Origin of the sequence: Klebsiella sp. P1CD1 (genome assembly GCF_003790505.1) — a bacterium.
GTDB lineage: Bacteria > Pseudomonadota > Gammaproteobacteria > Enterobacterales > Enterobacteriaceae > Klebsiella > Klebsiella variicola.
In genome coordinates this window covers 4354928-4371833 of record NZ_CP033631.1, presented here as the reverse complement: position 1 = coordinate 4371833, position 16906 = coordinate 4354928, and the positions used below count along the sequence as shown (strand labels likewise).

Here is a 16906-nt window from a genome sequence, read left to right as displayed (position 1 = left end):
CGGTTAATATTCAGCTGGTAAATATAAGGTTGCTTATTAATCAAGGAAAAACTATGGCACATAAAATAAAAGCGCTGGCGGTCTCGATCGGCGCAACACTGGTGTTCGCTTCATTTGCTTCCCACGCGGAGATCACGCTGCTGAAACAAGATCCGCAGGCGGGCGATCCGTTAAGCCGGCTTAACTTTACCGTCGGCGGGAGTATTCGTCCGCAGTTCAACATGATGAGCGGTGATGGTGATAAAGGATCCTATAAGCGTAACGGTTTCGACGGTGGCACCCGTTTCCGCTTCGCGGCGGATTACTACCTGTTCGATGATATTAGCTGGATCAGCTACTACGAACTGGGGGTGAACATTCCGGCACTGTTTGACTGGGATAACCACTACGCGGAAGGCGCAAACAATACCACCCGCCGCATGCTGTATACCGGCCTGAAAAGCGATACCTGGGGCACGTTAACCTACGGGCAGCAGAACAGCATTTACTATGATGTGGTGGGGGTGAAAACCGATATCTGGGACTACGACATGATCGGCCAGGCCCCGGGAAACGGTATTAACGGCGATTACGATGGCTCCTATCGTTCACGTAATATGCTGAAATATAAGAAAACCGTGGGTGATGTCGATCTATACGGCTCTTATCTGTTCGAAGATAGTGAGTATCTGCCTGGCAACGGCCTGCGCTACAAGCGTAAAGGCGGCGGTTCTATTGGTGCGGACTACCACATCATGAAGGACCTGACCTGGGGTACTGCGTGGAACTACACTCGCGCCGAAATGCGCGACCCGTCAAGCGCCGACAACAAAACCTATGACCAGAACATCGTCGGTACCGCGCTGAGCTGGACCCCGGATAACTGGACCTTCTCCTTCGGCGGCGGCTGGTATCAGAACTTCCTCACCACCAAAAAAACCGATGTGCATAACTACTTCGCCGGCGACGCCTGGGGGATTGAATATTTTGCGGGCTATAAATTCCCGATCAATCAATACGCTGTTAAATCTATTCAGCCGTACTTTATGGGCGACCGCCTGCAGTACGTGAATGGCCGCAACTACCAGCGTATCGATAACGGTCTGGGGATCAGCTTCCAGCTGGATTACGGTTTCCGCGTTGACTACGAACACGTGTTTACCTCCAGCACCGACAACCTGGGGGATATGAACCTGGTGCGTCTGCGCTACGACTTCTAAGCGGTCACAACTCCCCGGTCGCGCTGCGCTACCGGGGCTATAAATCGCGCCGACCAGTAGCCCGGCTAAGGCGTTTACGCCGCAAGCCGGGACAATAGCGCATGCGATTACTTCGCCAGCCAGGCGGCGACCTCCTGCCAGCTGCCGCGAAACAGGATCTTCCCGGCTTTTTTCCCCAACTGATAGCGATACATCGGGTCGTAGTATTCTTCCAGCAGCGGCACCAGCCAGGCGAAGTGCGCCTCGGTGCTGGCGGTGCGCTGCTGCTGCGCCAGCGCCTCATCGAGCCGTTCAGTCAACTGAGCAAAACGCTGCAGCCCCAGGCGACGGCGGATGGCAAACAGACCGTGATGGAGGTACTCGCCGTATGCCTGCCAGCCTTTCTCTTCGCCATACGCGGCGATAAAGTCGCGATACATGCGATCGAAATACTCTTCGCGCAGCCGTTCGAGGCGAACGTCAAATGGATCTTCCACCACCGCCAGCGGCGATTGCGCCATGCGGAGGCGCAGGCACTCCGGCAGATGGTTGGCACCGATCATATGGCCTTCATCTTCCAGCACCCAGCGGGTCTGCTGTTCGGCTTTTTTAAGCAGGCTGACCGCCAGGTGGTTTTCAAAGGTGGCCTGCGGGTGCTGATCCTGCAGGGTTCGACCGAATGAAGAACCGCGGTGATGGGCAAGCCCTTCCAGATCGATACCGTCCGGTCGCGAGCAGACCAGCTGAGTTTTGCCATTGCCGGTGCAGCCGCCAATCAGCACAATCGGGCGCTGTACCAGTTCGTCGGTGGCCTGGATCGCCGCCTGGCGTAGCGCTTTATAGCCGCCGACGATCAGGGGGTACTCCACGCCAGCGTCTTTCAGCCACTGCTGGACGATATGCGATCGCTGGCCGCCGCGGGCGCAGCACAGGTAACCGTGCGGGTAACGGGCGCACGCTTCCAGCCACGCCTGGATCCGGCTGGCGCGCAGGTCGCCATCAACCAGCTTATGGCCGAGCGCCAGCGCCGCCTCTGGCCCCTGACGCTTGTAGCAGGTGCCGACCGCGGCGCGTTCTTCATCATTCATCAGCGGCAGGTTGATCGCCGCCGGCATCGCGCTTTGGCTAAACTCCACCGGGGCGCGTACGTCAATCAGTGGCGTATCGCTGGCGAGAATGGCGCGATAATCCGTCCCATTGGTCATGGGGTATCCTCTGAAGTCAAAACAGAAATGGGCTTTACAGCAAGGGGGGGATTGTACGCGCCTCAAGGTGTGCCGGGGAAGGGGATAGATCAAATCCCCGGCACGCAGGGCTTAGCTGAGCTGCGATTGCGCCCAGAACAGGCCGCTGGTGTACTCCGGCGGCAGCAGCGGCTTGATCGCTTCCAGCGTCGCGCTCAGGCGATCGGTATCACTGTCGGTGAGGTTCAGGTGCCCGACTTTGCGACCCGGACGCACCTCTTTATCGTACCAGTGCAGGTGCACCAGCGGCAGCTTCAGCCAGTCGTAGTTGAGATCGGTGCCGATCAGGTTGATCATTACCGACGGGCTGTTGACCACCGGCGGCGGCAGCGGCAGGTCGGTAATCGCTCGCAGATGCAGTTCAAACTGGCTGATGGAGGCGCCATTTTGCGTCCAGTGGCCGCTGTTGTGCACGCGCGGCGCCAGCTCGTTGATCAGCAGCCCCTCGGCGGTGACGAAGCACTCCATCGCCATCACGCCGACGTAGTTCAGCTCGTTCATGATCGCCGTCAGCATGCTTTCCGCTTGTTCCTGCTGGCGGGCATTGGCCTGCGGGAAGGCCACGCTGGCGCGCAGAATACCGTCCTGATGCAGGTTGCGGGTCAGCGGGTAGAAGACGGTGCTACCGTCATGAGCGCGGGCGCCCACCAGAGACACTTCGCCGGAGAAGTTAATCCCCTGCTCGACGATGCACTCGCCGTAGTTATCCTCCGGGAGTTGCGCGGTTTCGTCAGCGCGCAGGCGCCACTGGCCGCGGCCGTCGTAGCCGCCGACGCGACGCTTAACGATCGCCAGCTCGCCGAGACGAGCAAACACCGCCGGCCATTCGCTTTTATCCGCCAGCAGCTGCCACGGGGCAGTGGCCAGGCCAAGCTTGTCGAACAGCTGCTTTTGCGTCAGGCGGTCGGCGATAATCGGGAAGACATCGCGGTTGACGAACGCCGGATGGCGGGCCAGCTCGCGGGTGAGGGCGGTTTCCGGCCAGCGTTCAATTTCTGCCGTGATGACGCTCTGCTGGAACGGCACCGCTTCCGGGTCGGCTTCCAGCCCCACCGGCCAGACGGCGATGCCCAGCGGCTCACCGGCCTGGCGCAGCATGCGACCTAACTGACCGTTACCGAGCACGCATACCTGTTTCATGCCGCACCCCGCGGATCCGGGTTATCCAGCACTTCATCGGTTTGTGCCTGACGCCAGGCGCTCAGGCGCTGGTGCAGTTCGGCATCATGCTGGGCAAGGATCTGCGCGGCGAGCAGGCCAGCATTCGCTGCGCCAGCTTTGCCGATAGCCAGCGTACCGACCGGAATGCCGCGCGGCATTTGCACAATGGAGTAGAGGCTGTCGACACCGCTTAAGGCCGCGCTCTGAACCGGTACGCCGAGCACCGGCACCAGGGTTTTCGCCGCAATCATGCCCGGCAGATGCGCCGCGCCGCCTGCCCCTGCAATAATCACCTGATAGCCATTGCTTTCGGCGCTTTCAGCGAAGCTGAACAGCTTATCGGGCGTGCGGTGGGCGGAGACCACTTCGACATGGTACGGAACGTTCAGGGCATCAAGGATTTCTGCGGTAAATTGCATGGTAGCCCAGTCGCTTTTGGACCCCATCACGATGGCGATACGCGCCGAATTATTGCGGGAAGACATGCGTCTTAAAACTCCTGTGGGTGTGTTTCACACTGCTTTAGAGGCCACAGAGAATAGCATGAACTGCCAGCAAGGAAAACGGTTGCGTGCGCATGGTTAGCCGTCTTTTGTCTCGTTCAGTGATGACGTCGATCGCGGCTTAGTGGCCTTTATCTCATTCATGATACAGGTGATGAGCAGCACTAACCCCCAAGGGAGCATCAGGGTGCCCATCACCAGTAAATAGATTTGTACCAGCCGACTATCGTGAGGGCGGGTACAGAGCAAATAAATGGCATAGAAATAGATGGCCCACGCCAGCATTGCACACCAGACAAACGTCAGCGTGTTGCCAATAGCGACGCCGACTAAGGCGATATAACTTACCCCTAACGGATTGAGGATCGCGATGATCGTTCCCCACATCAGCGGCTGACTCCACTTTTTTCTGTTCATGCTCGTTCCTTGAGAGTGATGTCGTGGGAGACTAGCATGCAGGACGCGGGGAAGCGCGCACCTTTACCCGGGCAAAAGACGGTTTCGGAATTGTGCTCGCGCAGGAACTAGAACGGAAAGTGGATCAGTTCGACGTCGTCCGGTGTCACCTTGACCATCGAACCTTCGCTGTGCCAGGCGCCAAGTACCACGCGCCATGCGGGTTGGCCGTTGGCCTGCAGTTCATGGACCGCCGGGCGATGGGTATGGCCGTGGATCAGCCACTGCACATGATGTCTTTCCATGACGTCAACTACCGCCTGTGGATTCACATCCATAATGTCCATTGATTTACTGCTGTTGGCGGCTTTGCTGTCGGCGCGCATGCGGGCGGCGATGCGGCGGCGGATCAACAGCGGCAGGGCCAGGAACAGACGCTGGATCCACGGGGTGTGGACTTTGGCGCGAAACGCCAGATAGCCTGGGTCATCGGTGCACAGCGTGTCGCCATGCATAATCAACACTTCACGGCCATAGAGGTCCAGTCGCTCTTCTTCGGCGAGCAGGAGCATCCCGCTCTGGCGGGCAAAGCGCTGGCCGACGAGAAAATCGCGGTTGCCGTGGATGAAGTAGCACGGCACGCCGGCGTCGACGACGGCTTTGATTGCCGAGGCAATTTGTTGGTGCAGCGGGTTCGGATCGTCATCGCCGATCCACGCCTCAAACAGATCGCCAAGGATATACAGGGCGTCCGCCTGGCGGGCTTCTCCCTGTAAAAAACGCAGAAAACCGGCGGTGATCGCCGGTTCTTCTGTTTGCAGGTGCAAATCTGCAATAAAAAGTGTCGCCACGAATTACTCGCTGACGGTGACGCTTTTGATGATCACATCATCTTTCGGCACATCCTGGTGCATGCCGCTGCGGCCGGTGGCAACCGCTTTGATTTTGTCTACCACGTCCATGCCTTCAACCACTTCGGCGAAAACGCAGTAGCCCCAACCCTGCAGGCTTTCGCCAGAGAAGTTCAGGAAGTCGTTATCGGCCACGTTGATGAAGAACTGGGCGGTGGCGGAGTGCGGCGCCTGAGTACGGGCCATTGCCAGCGTACCACGGGTGTTTTTCAGGCCGTTGTTCGCTTCGTTCTGAATCGGAGATTTGGTCTCTTTTTGTTTCATGCCCGGTTCGAAACCGCCGCCCTGAATCATAAAGCCGTTGATAACACGGTGGAAAATGGTGTTGTCGTAGAAACCTTCGCGGCAGTAGTCCAGGAAGTTTTTAACTGTTTCCGGCGCTTTGTCGTCAAACGTTTTGATTACGATATCGCCATGATTGGTGTGGAAAGTAACCATTTTTGCATCCTGTTCCGATGAGTGTGGTGCCAGCACCCGATGTCGGGTGAGATATAGGGGGGTGTTATAGCATAACCGCGGGGGTCGATGCACCTTGCAATGTGTGCTGCGTCCGGTCTGAATTATGGGTATTATAGAGACTTCATTACCCACACACGTCTACACGGAATCTTCGATGTTAAAAATTTTTAATACACTGACGCGCCAGAAAGAGGAATTTAAACCTATCCATGCCGGGGAAGTCGGCATGTACGTGTGTGGTATTACCGTTTACGATCTCTGTCATATCGGCCATGGCCGTACCTTCGTCTCCTTTGATGTCGTGGCGCGCTATCTGCGTTTTCTTGGCTATAAGCTGAAGTACGTGCGCAATATCACCGATATCGACGACAAAATCATTAAGCGCGCTAATGAAAACGGCGAAAGCTTTGTCGCGCTGGTCGATCGCATGATTGCCGAAATGCACAAAGATTTTGACGCGCTGAATATTCTGCGTCCCGACAGCGAACCGCGCGCAACGCACCATATCGCGGAGATCATTGAGATCACCGAGCAGCTGATCGCTAAAGGCCATGCTTACGTCGCAGATAACGGCGACGTGATGTTTGACGTGCCGACGGACCCGAATTACGGTCTGCTGTCACGCCAGGATCTCGATCAACTGCAGGCGGGGGCGCGCGTCGACGTGGTTGACGTCAAGCGGAATCCGATGGACTTTGTCCTGTGGAAGATGTCGAAAGAGGGCGAGCCAAGCTGGCCGTCGCCGTGGGGCGCGGGTCGTCCGGGCTGGCATATCGAGTGCTCGGCGATGAACTGCAAGCAGCTCGGCAACCACTTCGATATTCACGGCGGTGGTTCGGATCTGATGTTCCCGCATCATGAAAACGAAATCGCCCAGTCCACCTGCGCCCATGACGGCGAGTACGTTAACTACTGGATGCACTCCGGCATGGTGATGGTTGACCGCGAGAAGATGTCGAAATCGCTGGGTAACTTCTTTACCGTCCGCGACGTGCTGAAGTATTACGATGCGGAGACGATTCGCTACTTCCTGATGTCCGGCCACTATCGCAGCCAGCTGAACTACAGCGAAGAGAACCTCAAGCAGGCGCGTTCGGCGCTGGAGCGTCTGTACACCGCGCTGCGCGGGACGGACAAATCCGTCGACGCGGCGGGGGGCGAAGCCTTCGAAGCACGCTTTATCGAGGCGATGGACGACGACTTCAACACCCCGGAAGCCTATTCGGTGCTGTTCGATATGGCGCGTGAAGTAAACCGTCTGAAAACCGAGGACGCGGCCGCGGCGAACGCCATGGCGGCCCACCTGCGTAAGCTTGCTGCGGTGCTGGGTCTGCTGGAGCAGGAGCCGGAGGCGTTCCTGCAGAGCGGCGCGCAGGTTGACGACGCGGAAGTGGCGGAGATCGAATCGCTCATCCAGCAGCGTCTGGACGCGCGTAAAGCGAAAGACTGGGCGGCGGCGGATGCGGCGCGCGACCGTCTCAACGAGATGGGCATTGTGCTGGAAGATGGCCCGCAGGGCACCACCTGGCGCCGGAAGTAAGCCATAAAAAAACGCCCGCAAAAGCGGGCGTTTTTCTTTTCGCTGTCAGGCCGTGACGGTGACGCTCTGGCCTTCAAAGCTCACCGTCTGACCGGCGACGATTTTGCAGCGTTTGCGGGTTTCCACCGCGCCGTCAACTTTCACCAGCCCGTCAGCGATAGCGATTTTCGCCTGGGCGCCGCTTTCGCTCCAGCCTTCCAGCTTCAGCAGATCGCACAGCTCAACGTGCGGGTGTTTACCTAAGGAAAATGTCGCCATCTCAGGCCTCCTCAACGTCGTGATACTCTTCGCACGCCTGCAGCGTGTTCTGAATCAGGGTGGCGACGGTCATCGGGCCAACGCCGCCGGGAACCGGGGTGATGTAGGACGCGCGTTCGGCGGCATCTTCATACACCACGTCGCCGACCACTTTGCCGCTTTCCAGACGGTTAATGCCGACATCGACCACAATCGCCCCTTCTTTAATCCACTCGCCAGGAATAAAGCCCGGTTTACCTACTGCAACGATCAGCAGGTCGGCGTTTTCGACGTGATGGCGCAGGTTTTTGGTAAAGCGGTGGGTCACGGTGGTGGTGCAGCCGGCCAGCAGCAGCTCCATGCTCATCGGGCGACCGACGATATTGGACGCGCCAATGACCACCGCATTGAGGCCGTAGGTGTCGATATTGTAGCGTTCCAGCAAGGTCACGATACCGCGCGGAGTGCACGGACGCAGGCGCGGCGCCCGCTGGCACAGGCGGCCAACGTTGTAGGGATGGAAGCCGTCGACGTCTTTATCCGGCGCGATGCGCTCGAGCACTTTGACGTTGTCGATCCCTGCCGGCAGGGGCAGCTGAACCAGAATACCGTCGATGGTCTTATCGGCATTCAGGGTGTCGATAAGCTCCAGCAGCTCGGCTTCGCTGGTGGTTTCCGGGAGATCGTAAGAGCGGGAGACGAAGCCCACTTCTTCACATGCTTTGCGCTTGCTGCCGACATAAATCTGCGAGGCCGGGTTGCTACCGACCAGCACGACGGCCAGCCCAGGGGCGCGTTTTCCGGCCGCAACGCGAGCCTTCACTTTTTCCGCAACCTCAGAGCGTACCTGCTGCGCAATCGTTTTACCGTCAATAATTTTTGCTGCCATCAGAGAGAGGATTCCATCTGTATCTTTACGAAAGGGGGATGAGGATATTTTGTCAGAAGCGGGCCTCGCTGTCAGTCCTCGTTTGCTGTTTTATCCTGTCTGCGGTGAATTTAGCCTGTTTTGACCCTGTTAAGTCCAGGGTCATTGGTGTGTTGCGCCTGGCCACTAAGTGAATTTTCGCGCGCATGAGCCCCGGTGGTATGCTTCTTGTACAGTTGCTGAGGGATATTTCGCCAGCATCGTATAAGCCCCGCAGTTTCCTGGCAAAATGGATTGACTCAACGGACGTGGACCGTATAATTCCAGGCGTTTCACTCCGCGAAGCACTCGCTTCTCAGGGCGCCCTTAGCTCAGCTGGATAGAGCAACGGCCTTCTAAGCCGTAGGTCACAGGTTCGAATCCTGTAGGGCGTGCCATTCAATATCAGCTTCTAATCCTCTTGCTGCTTTTTCGTACCGGACACCATTTTCCCTATCCTGTAACCTGGCTGTGCTATTGCGGTTGAAAAACATATTTCAAATACGTTTTAATACATTCGTTATTTTTCCTCTGCCGTCTATTTTTCTGCGCAAAAGTCATTATCCTAAAAACGATCCTCATTCATTATTTCATGTTCACATACCGTAAGTTTCATGCTTAAATCCGCGCAACATATAATGGAATATGTTTTTGCACTGCACGTTAAGTAATAACGAGAACACGGATGAAATCTCTGTATTTGGCTCTGGGACTAATGACGCTGAGTCTGACCACCCACGCCGCTTTTTTATCGCCAGCCGATCGCGACAGCATTGAGCAACAGCAGCAACAATTACTGCGTCAGAACCAGCAGCAACGTGAATCGCTGGAGCGCGCCACGCCCAGCCTTCACGCGGCGATGCCTGCGCAGGCTGAAGCCTCTGATGGTCCCTGTTTTTCTATCCATCGCATCGCGTTAGATGGCGCGACGCTTATTGATCCGCGTCAGCAGCAAAAAATAGTCCAGCCCTGGCTTGGGCAGTGCATGGATATTGCGCGTATTACTAAACTCGTAAATATTATTTCCGACTGGTATATCAGTCGGGGATATATTACCAGCCGCGTTTTTCTGACCGAGCAGGATTTACGTTCCGGGGTATTACATCTGACTATTCTTGAAGGAAAGCTCGAAAAAATCACCATGGAAGGGGCGGCTAAACGTGAGTTAACAATGGCGTTTCCAGGGCTGGAAGGCCATATTCTTAACCTGCGTGATATCGAACAGGGGATGGAGCAGATTAACCGCACGCGCGCGACGCCTGTGCAAATTGAAATCCAGCCGGGCGAAAAACCTGGCGGCTCCATCGTTAACCTGACGGCGACAGCGGAGCGCCCACTTTTGTTGTCGATGAGCGTCGACAACAGCGGCCAGAAGAGTACAGGTAACTCTGTTGTTGCTGGCTGGATAAACGTTGCAAGCATAGGGAATGGCTTATGGGGAACAGTGGGCTGGAATGCAGCCGGTGGCGCGCTAACCAATCAGATCAACGGTGACAATCCTTTAACAGGAGCAATTACTAATGGTCTGGGTTCTGCTGGCGGTTACTGGGGAGGCAAACTAATCTCTTCAGGCACAAATGCGGCTGGTAAATGGCTAACCGGCGGCTGGGATCCTAAGTTTAATCCTGACCTGCTGAAATATACCGAAATTAAAGGTCAACTGGGGATCTCTAAGGAGATGTTGCCTGGTAAGCTTCCAGGCAATATGGGTAATATTGGAGCTTCAGTAATATCAGAGGGAGGCGGTAAAGGAGCTGAACAGGTAATAAAAAAAATAGGAGATAAAAATGAAAAATGATCTCCGAGTTAGATGTGTTCAGTCTCTATTTCTCTTAGCTGCTACGATTTTATTCATGATCGCATTATCTGTATGCGGAAAGATTTTTTTTTCGTTGTTACTGTGGCTGCTTGGCGATGGTTTTAATACAACTTGGCAAGATGTTTTGCACGGAGCAAAATTAGGACTTTATGGTGGAAGCATTGGAGGCATTGGACTCGCATTATTCCGCCTTTTTAAAGTAAAGGGATTTTAATCTATGTCGAAAAGATCCCAGCCTTTGTGGTTGGGATTGTTGTTGAGACTAACTCGCTGAGTCTGCCAAAAGGGATGACGGAAACCGGACAGGCAGCCACATCCTGGGTGAAGTATGCGCAGGACAACAATCTTTCGCCGGAGCAGGTACAGGCCGGGTTAAAGGATATCGTACGCGGCGACTTGCCGGAAAGCGCGGATATTATCAAAACCATCCTGAGTAATAACCCGGGCTCGGATACGGTAATGGCGTTGCTGACAGCGGAAGAGGCGAAGGATTACGCGCTGGCTCTGCTGACGTCAATCCCGGCAGAAAAAGCGTTATCGTTAGTGGGTAAAGCAGCCGGTATTATTGATAACACAATACTGATTAGAGCAGCGGAGAAGATCTCGACGGCTAAGCCGGGTAAACAATTTACAGCGCCGAGGGATTTGAATGAGCAAACGTTCTGGAAACAGGTTGAATCAAATCCTTCACAAGGCAATAAGTTGCGGGATATGAATAATGATCCCAGATTTCCTGCTTCTGCTGGATTTCAGAAAATGGAGGCGACGCATTATCTGCCTGGTGATAACCAGCCTGCGGTGCAATGACCACTACGACAACACGCAGAACAGCCTCAGTGGTGGCCTGGGCTACACCTTCGGCGCTGGGTCGTGGTCAGGGGAGCCTAATTGTCAGCCGCGACAAAATGACCAGTGATAACCAGAAGCAGGACGTAGCTGGCCTAAGCCGTGATGCGGAACACACCAGCGGCAGTTTAAGCCCAGTCTCCGACAAGGAGAAAGCGTAGCGGCGCCTGATATAAATCCAGGTGATCGGTGATTTTGCCGCTATCCCATTCTTTCAACATCTACAAACTGAGCGCTGATATACCTTACGTATTTGAAGGTATCGGATACTTCAGCTCGATCTGCGGCGCATCGCTTAGCCGCCGGCCAGATTTTGCCATCAGGTATCCGGCGATTTCTTCAGGCGTCAAATCGACATGAAGCATGTCTTTATCCTGAAACCATTCATCTGGCCAGTAGATAAGGTCGGATGGATTGGCATCAAAGTTTTTCTCCAGCACTCCCAGCGCGTAGCTTTGTTCAGATTCCTTACCTTCGGCCTGACACACAAACTGGATGATCTGAATCAGCTCATCCCAGGTTAAATCCGCCACATATTTTTCTTGATTAAATGCCATCCGGGTGAAGTCTTTTGCACTGGTCCATGAAGAGAAGTCCCGGAAATCAGAGAATGCATATGGGTTAATGACCTGACTATTCCAGCTATCTATCAACATTTTCAATCCGGCATCTTCTTCCTTGGCCCCATTATCAATTTGCGACAGTATCTCTTCGGCCATGTCCGCTAGCTGTTGCAGTTTCTGGCGGTTTACTTTGGCTGGTTGCAGACGATCGGGTAATGGCATCGGGTTAGTCCTTGTAAAATTGAGCGTATTAGTGACAAGCTATGAGCCCATCCTGGTCAAACATTTATCCAAAGTCTATATACAATCAATCCCTCTTCTGACAACGATCGGCTCACGGTATAAGCATCAGCGACAGGTCCCGGACGTTCGTTACCCGCCGTCCGGAAAAGGTCTGCTTTTCAAGATGAAAAGATCATATCTGTTAGCCGACTTTCCCTGTGCAGAAGGCCGTTTATGGCCTGTTTCAGCGCACATCCAGTTGCGCCTTTCCCCGCCGAATAACCGCAATCTGATAACAAAAAGTTTAATTTTTTTCCCCGCCGCGCTGACTATAGTTAGGGCACTTTCACTTGCCCAATAAGGTCACGATTATGAAATTAGTTATCGCCTCCGTAATTTCTCTGCTCAGCTTCAGCGCGCTGGCGGCACCAGAGGGGACGCTCAGCGTACACATTCTTAATCAGCAAACCGGGCTCCCTTCACCGGGGGTGCAGATTGAGCTGGATAAACAGCAGGGGGAGAGCTGGCAGCATATCGCCACCGGTAAAACGGATGCCGATGGGCGGATTAAATCGCTCTATCCGCAGGCGGAGAATATGGAGCCGGGGGTTTATAAAGTGACGTTTAAAACCGGTGACTATTTTAAAAGCCAAAACATGAATACGTTCTTCCCGGTGGTTCCGGTTATTTTCAATGTTACAAAGCAAAATCAAAAACTGCATATCCCGCTGCTGCTCAGTCAGTACGGATACTCTACCTACCGCGGCAGCTGATGTCGCAAGCTGCTATCCAGCCAACGCCTGCGTCTCTCCCGCAGGCGTCACGCTTTCCTCGCACCACGATGTCCACGCCTAACGCTCGGTCTCTTTCTCTTTAAAGTGTTTAACAGCTTCGTCGTACATCGCCAGCAGGCCGGAAATTTCGCCTTCATATTGCGGCACGCGCTGGGCGCGAACGAGCTCAATCAGCAGCGCATAGGCTGCTTCTTCCGGGGCCGCATGTGGATTGATCAGTCCAGACATATCACCTCCTTAACAGTGGGCCTTTAGCCTACCCCTCGGCGGGAAAACGCAACAGCCTGATATGCAACCAGTACTTCTTATATGGCTCTTGTGAAACCTCAGAGGCGAAGACCACGGCGGAAATCAATTGAAGGAGGGGTTATCCAGACCACTGGCGTGGCGGTTAGCGGTGCATCTACACCGGCAGCAGGCTCATCATCAGCCAGGCGATGGTAATGCAGATGAGGGTCATCGACAGCACAAAATTCATGGTAGCTCTTCTTCATCCTTTCTTTACTCAGCGTAAATTTTGACAGCGATGATCGCCTTTATCCTTGGCGATTTGTGCCGCTATCCGGCGGTGGGCTGGGGAAAGACGGCCTGTTTCCCCGTGAAGGCCAGCAAAATATCCTCTTTGTCAGGGTTATAGTGATGACATCAATGAATAAGCGGCATCACATTGGTTATGTTGGTCTTTCCGCCTGAAGAATGACTTCAGGTCGCTGATAAGCTTGCTGGGGGACTAACAGGATGAGCACTACACCGTTAACGCTTTCTTTTGCCGGGCAACAACCACCCATCGCCCTGCCGCAGGTGCCGGGAACGCGGGGGCCGGTGGGAGTCGACATGCGCGGGCTAAATCAGTCCGGATTCTGCAGCTATGACCCCGGCTTCGCCAATACCGCCGGATGCCAGTCGGCGATCTCGTGGATCGATACGGAAAACAGCGTGCTGCTGCACCGCGGCTATCCCGTCGATCAGCTGGCTCGCCAGTGCGATTTTCTCGAAGTGGCCTACATCATGCTGAACGGTGACGCGCCGGATGAGGCCAGCTATCAAACCTTTCGCGAGACCATCACCCGCCATACTCTGGTCCACGAGCAGATAGCCCGCATGTGCAGCGGCTTTCGTCGCGATTCGCACCCGATGGCGCTGATGTGCGCCCTGGTGGGGGCGCTGGCGGCGTTCTATCATGATGTCCTGGATGTGGAAAATCCGCAGCACCGGGCGCTGGCCGCCACCCGGCTGCTGTCGAAAATGCCCACTATCGCCGCCATGAGCTACAAGTACACCATTGAACAACCCGCCGCGTATCCGCGCAACGATCTCTCCTATGCCGGAAATTTCCTGCAGATGCTGTTTGCTATCCCGGCGGAGAAATATGTTCTGAATCCGGTCATCGAGCAGGCGATGAACCAGATCCTGGTGCTCCATGCCGATCACGGGCAGTGCGCCTCGACCACCACGGTGCGTGCGGCGGGCTCCTCCGGGGCGAATTTATTCGCCTGCGTCGCCGCCGGGCTGGCGTCGCTGTGGGGGCCAATGCACGGTGGCGCCAATGAATCGAGCATGCGAATGCTGGAGGAGATTGAAAGCGTCGATCAGGTTCCGGCGTTTCTGCGCCAGGCGAAGCGCGATCCGCAGGCATTTCGCCGGCTGGGTTTTGGCAACTCGCGCTACCGTCACCGCGATCCGCGCGCCGGGATCCTGCGTGAAACCAGCCATCGGGTACTGGCGGAGGTAGGCATGTCCGACCGTTTGCTGCAGGTGGCGATGGCCCTTGAGGACGTGGCGCTGACCGACCCCTATTTTGTGGACAATGGCCTGTCGCCGAGCGTGGATTTCTATACCGCGGTGATCCTCAAGGCGATGAATCTGCCTTCGTCGATGTTTGCGGTGGTCACCGCGGTCGGTCGGACGGTCGGTTGGGTGGCGCACTGGAACGAGATGCACCAGGCGCCGCTGACCATCTACCGGCCACGGCAGATTTACGTTGGCGAGGGCTATCGGGATTACGTCTCCCGACGCGGCGAGCAGTCTGCTGGCCCAAGGTAATGCGTACGGGCAGGAGGCGCGCGGCGTCTTCCTGCCCAGGCGGGGTGCTACTTAGAGATGCCGGGAGAGCAGATAGTGCTCGACGGCGGTATATTCGGTTAACCGGGTATACAGCGCCAACAGGGCGCTGAGAAAAGCGCCTACCTCACAGGCTTGCGGCCCGGGTGTGGCGAGTAATGGCTGTAGCGTAGCTCTCAGTTGATCAAGGTCAGACTTCAGCACATACGGTATATGCAGGGTGCTGAGGATGGCTTCAGTCTGCTGGAAATCGTGACGAGATGGCAACGCCTCGTCTGCGCTTAGCCAGCTCAGGATAATCAACATAAGGCGATTTTTAGCGTAGAGATACGATTTCATGGCCTGTCTCCTGTCGGTAGTGGCGCAACACCATCCCCTGAACTTTGTTCATCAGTTCCACGTTATTTTTCACCGCCAGCTTGTTAAGGACGCGTGAACGGTAGTAGTAGACCCGTTTGATCGTGAGCTGCATGGTGCTGGCCACGTGACACAACGGCATTCCCCCCATCAACAGGCTGATTAAAAAAGTTTCCTTACGGGTCAGGTTATAGCTGTCAGGTATGGCGATATAGAGCTTGTCGGCGGGGGGCGACGTCCAGCGCGGAGCGCGGGCAAGCGCCGTACTGAGCCCGGCAAAACTGGTGATGAACTCTGCGCCGAGCACAATGGCGAGGCTGCTTTCGAGCTCGCTCAACGGGTAGCCTGATTTGGCAAAAATAAAGATCCGGATCAGGGGATTAAACGATTTTAAACTGAGCGCGACCTGCAGTACTTCGATGCTGACGCTGCTGTAATCAATAAGGATGGTGCTTAACCGGGCTCCGGCATCGGTCGCAAAAAAAGTATAGAACATCTCACTCTGTCCGCTAAACGGGTAACAGAGCATTTCTTTAATATCCAGAGGCTTGCTGTTTGGTTCATTAATATACGCCTTCAGCGCAATATTAAAATATTCTGAATCCGCAATGCAGATCAACATAATGACCTCCTGGCATAAATACGCTGTGCATGCTGTCCTGCCTGATTCGACAATTTACTGTAGAGAATATCCACCTTAAATAACATACTCCCTGCGCTTTCAATCGAGGGGGGGAGAACGTGGGAGGAGGTGGTTAATAATGAGGGTGAGATATTTAGATCGCATTTTACGAATGTTGTATGGAAAACAAAAAATAAAAATTATCATTTATTTACAATGGGTTATGTTTTTATTGTGCGTTTATTTTATTTCTTTTTCAGAGTGGCGTTAAGACTTTTCTATAAAAAGTAGAAATGGTCCTGGTGGCGAATTTGAATAATAAACAATGAAGTGAGTAGGATGTCAGTGCAGGGAAGGGGTTAAAAGATAACAGGTTAATCCAATGGACTGAGCATTAATAAATTGTACGTATAAAGTACGCCAGGGGTATTTCCTGAACGATTCTCCATAAGCGTGGTGATGAGGAGTAAATATGAAAAAATACAGCAGAGGAATGGCATCTTTCGTGGTGATGATGATGCTTTCTCCGGTAGCGGCACAGGCTGCTGATGGCAAAGTCACCTTTAATGGTGAAGTCATCGAAAATACTTGTACGGTAGTGAATAAAGACAAGACGGTGACCCTGCCGACGGTCCAGCGTTCAGCGCTCAGCAGCGCGGGTGAGACGGCGGGCGTGGTTCCCTTCACCATCGATCTGACGAGCTGCACCCCAGGGGCTGATGTCTCGGTGTACTTCGAGAAAGATCAATACGTTTCCACGGAGGGCCGACTAAAAAATACCCTGTCTGACGGCACGGAAGCAGAAAACGTCGATGTGGAACTGCTGAACACCCGGTTTACGCCGATTAACCTCGCGGAGAGCCCGGCGGTCGCTGCAGACGGCACCATTGCTCGCCCGGATGTGATCCCGGTGGCGGTGGCTGAGCAGGATGGTTCCGCCTCGCTGCCTTTCTATGCCCGCTACTATGCGACCGACGCCGCTACGGCTGGAAAAGTCGCTACCTACGTCAACTTTACGGTGGTCTATCCGTAAACCCTGTCCACGGCCCCGCTCAGGGGCCGTTTATCCACCCGGCAAGGAGGAGG

General features: G+C 54.9%; 21 protein-coding genes and 1 tRNA gene. 10 read left to right on the top strand and 12 right to left on the bottom strand.

The window, feature by feature from the left end:
- The first annotated feature begins 53 nt into the window (after positions 1–53).
- A complete protein-coding gene (locus DTA24_RS21715; RefSeq protein WP_008805466.1) occupies positions 54–1199 on the top strand; it encodes a porin in 1146 nt (381 codons plus the stop codon).
- Between the two features lie 107 nt (positions 1200–1306).
- On the opposite strand, the gene mnmH is transcribed toward DTA24_RS21715, so the two are convergent.
- The 6 genes from mnmH to ppiB form a co-directional block, all read right to left on the bottom strand.
- Positions 1307–2383: a tRNA 2-selenouridine(34) synthase MnmH gene (gene mnmH / locus DTA24_RS21710; RefSeq protein ID WP_008805467.1), complete on the bottom strand. Its 1077-nt coding sequence runs from the start codon at positions 2381–2383 to the stop codon at positions 1307–1309.
- Positions 2384–2494: 111 nt separating this feature from the next.
- Positions 2495–3562, bottom strand: a complete 1068-nt coding sequence (gene purK, locus DTA24_RS21705) for a 5-(carboxyamino)imidazole ribonucleotide synthase (RefSeq protein ID WP_008805468.1) — start codon at positions 3560–3562, stop codon at positions 2495–2497.
- Positions 3559–4068, bottom strand: a complete 510-nt coding sequence (gene purE, locus DTA24_RS21700; RefSeq protein ID WP_004204711.1) for a 5-(carboxyamino)imidazole ribonucleotide mutase — start codon at positions 4066–4068, stop codon at positions 3559–3561. Before purE ends, purK begins: the two co-directional genes overlap by 4 nt.
- A 96-nt stretch (positions 4069–4164) precedes the next feature.
- The gene (locus tag DTA24_RS21695) at positions 4165–4503 is read right to left on the bottom strand and encodes a hypothetical protein (protein ID WP_012968796.1); all 339 of its coding nucleotides are present in this window, start codon (positions 4501–4503) and stop codon (positions 4165–4167) included.
- Between the two features lie 107 nt (positions 4504–4610).
- Entirely contained in the window at positions 4611–5333 is a 723-nt protein-coding gene (gene lpxH / locus DTA24_RS21690) for a UDP-2,3-diacylglucosamine diphosphatase (protein WP_032732630.1), read from the bottom strand.
- A 3-nt stretch (positions 5334–5336) separates the two neighbouring features.
- Positions 5337–5831: a peptidylprolyl isomerase B gene (ppiB, locus tag DTA24_RS21685; RefSeq protein ID WP_008805471.1), complete on the bottom strand. Its 495-nt coding sequence runs from the start codon at positions 5829–5831 to the stop codon at positions 5337–5339.
- A gap of 175 nt (positions 5832–6006) precedes the next feature.
- Between ppiB and cysS the strand changes: the two genes are divergently transcribed.
- The gene (cysS, locus tag DTA24_RS21680; protein ID WP_004143010.1) at positions 6007–7392 is read left to right on the top strand and encodes a cysteine--tRNA ligase; all 1386 of its coding nucleotides are present in this window, start codon (positions 6007–6009) and stop codon (positions 7390–7392) included.
- 45 nt (positions 7393–7437) lie between these two features.
- Here cysS and ybcJ read toward each other — a convergent pair whose 3' ends face one another.
- Both ybcJ and folD read right to left on the bottom strand, forming a co-directional pair.
- Complete coding sequence (gene ybcJ / locus DTA24_RS21675; RefSeq protein WP_004143016.1) at positions 7438–7650, bottom strand: ribosome-associated protein YbcJ; 213 nt, start codon at positions 7648–7650, stop codon at positions 7438–7440.
- Position 7651: 1 nt separating this feature from the next.
- Positions 7652–8518, bottom strand: coding sequence for a bifunctional methylenetetrahydrofolate dehydrogenase/methenyltetrahydrofolate cyclohydrolase FolD (gene folD / locus DTA24_RS21670; protein WP_004143017.1), 867 nt, complete (start codon positions 8516–8518; stop codon positions 7652–7654).
- Between the two features lie 339 nt (positions 8519–8857).
- On the opposite strand from folD, the gene DTA24_RS21660 reads away from it, so the two are divergent.
- From DTA24_RS21660 to DTA24_RS21645, 4 genes are all read left to right on the top strand, one after another.
- A tRNA-Arg gene (locus DTA24_RS21660) sits at positions 8858–8934 on the top strand.
- A 287-nt stretch (positions 8935–9221) separates the two neighbouring features.
- Complete coding sequence (locus DTA24_RS21655) at positions 9222–10334, top strand: ShlB/FhaC/HecB family hemolysin secretion/activation protein (protein WP_032753785.1); 1113 nt, start codon at positions 9222–9224, stop codon at positions 10332–10334.
- On the top strand, positions 10324–10569 hold the full coding sequence (locus DTA24_RS21650; protein WP_100040860.1) for a hypothetical protein: 246 nt from the start codon (positions 10324–10326) through the stop codon (positions 10567–10569). The genes DTA24_RS21655 and DTA24_RS21650 overlap by 11 nt, the downstream gene beginning before the upstream one ends.
- 26 nt (positions 10570–10595) lie before the next feature.
- Positions 10596–11162: a hemagglutinin repeat family protein gene (locus tag DTA24_RS21645; protein WP_022065134.1), complete on the top strand. Its 567-nt coding sequence runs from the start codon at positions 10596–10598 to the stop codon at positions 11160–11162.
- Between the two features lie 284 nt (positions 11163–11446).
- Here DTA24_RS21645 and DTA24_RS21635 read toward each other — a convergent pair whose 3' ends face one another.
- Complete coding sequence (locus DTA24_RS21635) at positions 11447–11986, bottom strand: hypothetical protein (protein ID WP_012968793.1); 540 nt, start codon at positions 11984–11986, stop codon at positions 11447–11449.
- A gap of 371 nt (positions 11987–12357) precedes the next feature.
- Here DTA24_RS21635 and uraH point away from each other — a divergent pair, with 371 nt between their 5' ends.
- Positions 12358–12759, top strand: coding sequence for a hydroxyisourate hydrolase (uraH, locus tag DTA24_RS21630; RefSeq protein WP_008805473.1), 402 nt, complete (start codon positions 12358–12360; stop codon positions 12757–12759).
- A gap of 78 nt (positions 12760–12837) precedes the next feature.
- Here uraH and DTA24_RS21625 read toward each other — a convergent pair whose 3' ends face one another.
- Positions 12838–13008 carry a hypothetical protein gene (locus DTA24_RS21625; RefSeq protein ID WP_002892370.1) on the bottom strand — a complete coding sequence of 57 codons (171 nt, stop codon included), beginning with the start codon at positions 13006–13008 and terminating at the stop codon, positions 12838–12840.
- Between the two features lie 324 nt (positions 13009–13332).
- Here DTA24_RS21625 and DTA24_RS28415 point away from each other — a divergent pair, with 324 nt between their 5' ends.
- Both DTA24_RS28415 and DTA24_RS21620 read left to right on the top strand, forming a co-directional pair.
- The gene (locus DTA24_RS28415; RefSeq protein ID WP_020804400.1) at positions 13333–13473 is read left to right on the top strand and encodes a hypothetical protein; all 141 of its coding nucleotides are present in this window, start codon (positions 13333–13335) and stop codon (positions 13471–13473) included.
- 45 nt (positions 13474–13518) lie between these two features.
- A complete protein-coding gene (locus DTA24_RS21620; protein WP_023339736.1) occupies positions 13519–14823 on the top strand; it encodes a citrate synthase in 1305 nt (434 codons plus the stop codon).
- A 51-nt stretch (positions 14824–14874) separates the two neighbouring features.
- On the opposite strand, the gene DTA24_RS21615 is transcribed toward DTA24_RS21620, so the two are convergent.
- Both DTA24_RS21615 and DTA24_RS21610 read right to left on the bottom strand, forming a co-directional pair.
- Positions 14875–15180 carry a hypothetical protein gene (locus DTA24_RS21615; RefSeq protein WP_022064705.1) on the bottom strand — a complete coding sequence of 102 codons (306 nt, stop codon included), beginning with the start codon at positions 15178–15180 and terminating at the stop codon, positions 14875–14877.
- Positions 15158–15820 (bottom strand): LuxR C-terminal-related transcriptional regulator, encoded by a 663-nt coding sequence (locus tag DTA24_RS21610; protein ID WP_102781329.1) that lies wholly within the window; start codon positions 15818–15820, stop codon positions 15158–15160. Before DTA24_RS21610 ends, DTA24_RS21615 begins: the two co-directional genes overlap by 23 nt.
- Before the next feature lie 472 nt (positions 15821–16292).
- Between DTA24_RS21610 and DTA24_RS21605 the strand changes: the two genes are divergently transcribed.
- Positions 16293–16853, top strand: a complete 561-nt coding sequence (locus tag DTA24_RS21605; protein WP_012542568.1) for a fimbrial protein — start codon at positions 16293–16295, stop codon at positions 16851–16853.
- Positions 16854–16906: the final 53 nt, after the last annotated feature.